We start from the raw sequence: 1431 nt of genomic DNA on the forward strand, positions 1-1431 counted from the left end.
GCTATCCTGAAAATAACCCGCACTGCAGTTTGTTTTTTGGCAATACCAAATTAGACCCAGTAATTTCCTTTTTTAAAAAAGGGATCTGGGCTTTCACGCTTTCTATTATTTATATGATTACGCTACGTCCTCAACCGTTACTTTGCAGCCTAGTAACTCTAATCGTTTGATGGTTTGCTTGATTACAATGTCTTTCTTTCTCCGATCAAAATGGTCTGCACCCAATTCGACATAGGATTGCCTTCGACTTAATAGATGATACACAATGGTTAGAATGGTATGTCCAACCGCAACTTTGGCACGCTTTTTTCCAATCCTTGCAGCAAAACGGTGGTATTGAGCGGATAGATAGGTATTCTTGGTTTTTGCTGCAGATTGCGCGGCTTCAATGAGAGCCCATCGCAACTTTTTATTGCCTTTACGTGTTCGTCCGGACTTTTTTTTTCCAGCACTTTCGTTATTGCCCGGAACCATCCCTGCCCACGAACAAAGATGTGGTGCTGTCGGAAATTGCTTGGAAATATCTTTGCCAAGTCCTATTTCAGCCAAGAGCTGTTCCGCATGGCTTCTGCCAATGCCAGGAATAGAATCAAGTAATTCAATATCTTCTTCATAAGGTTGCATACGCTGTTGAATTTCTTCATCTAACTTCGCAATTTGCTTATTCAGAAAATCGATATGCTCAAGTTGGACCTTCAACATCATCTTTTGGTGAAAACCGATTGAACCGAATAAAGCACGTTCTAAATCTTCTTTTTTACTCTTCAATCGTCTTTTTGCTAGTCCAGCCAATTCTTCTGGATCCTCAACTCCGTCTATGATAGCATCTAGCATTAATCGACCGGAGACACCCAAGATGTCTGTTGCAACCGAAGAAAGTTTAATATTGGCACCTTCCAGCACTTTTTGGATTCTACTAATCTCTCTGGAATTCTCTTCAATAAGACTTCTGCGATAACGAACGAGTTCACGAAGTTCTCTTTGATCTCGGTTGGGGATATAGCTGGCTTGAAGAAGTCCATATCGTAGCAAATTTGCGATCCATTCCGCGTCTTTGACATCGGTCTTCCGTCCCGGGACAGCTTTGATATGAGCTGCGTTAACCACCATCGGTTGAATTTCTTCTAACTCGAGCAGGTTGTAAATGGGCTTCCAATATACACCCGTGCTTTCCATGGCAGCATGAGTGCAGCGTTTACTTTTGACCCAATCTACTAATAAGATGAGATCATGGGTCATCGTACCAAATGTTTTAATCTCCTTTCCTTCAGGTGTAAGGGTGCAAACCGTGATGCTCTTTTTGTGAACATCCAGTCCACAGCAACGTTGATGCATGATTTCCATATTAAATATCCTTCCTAAGGCTGTATTAAATTGAGGCTGGTGCAACAACCATCAAAAGATTAATCTATCCTGCGTGCTTCTCTTAAA

1 protein-coding gene is annotated in these 1431 nt (G+C 41.6%); it reads right to left on the reverse strand.

What is annotated here, in order from left to right:
- Positions 1-117 precede the first annotated feature (117 nt).
- Positions 118-1344, reverse strand: coding sequence for an IS110 family RNA-guided transposase (locus ABLT31_RS38615; protein ID WP_367761014.1), 1227 nt, complete (start codon positions 1342-1344; stop codon positions 118-120).
- Between the last annotated feature and the right edge of the window lie 87 nt (positions 1345-1431).

This window comes from Ammoniphilus soli (genome assembly GCF_040813775.1).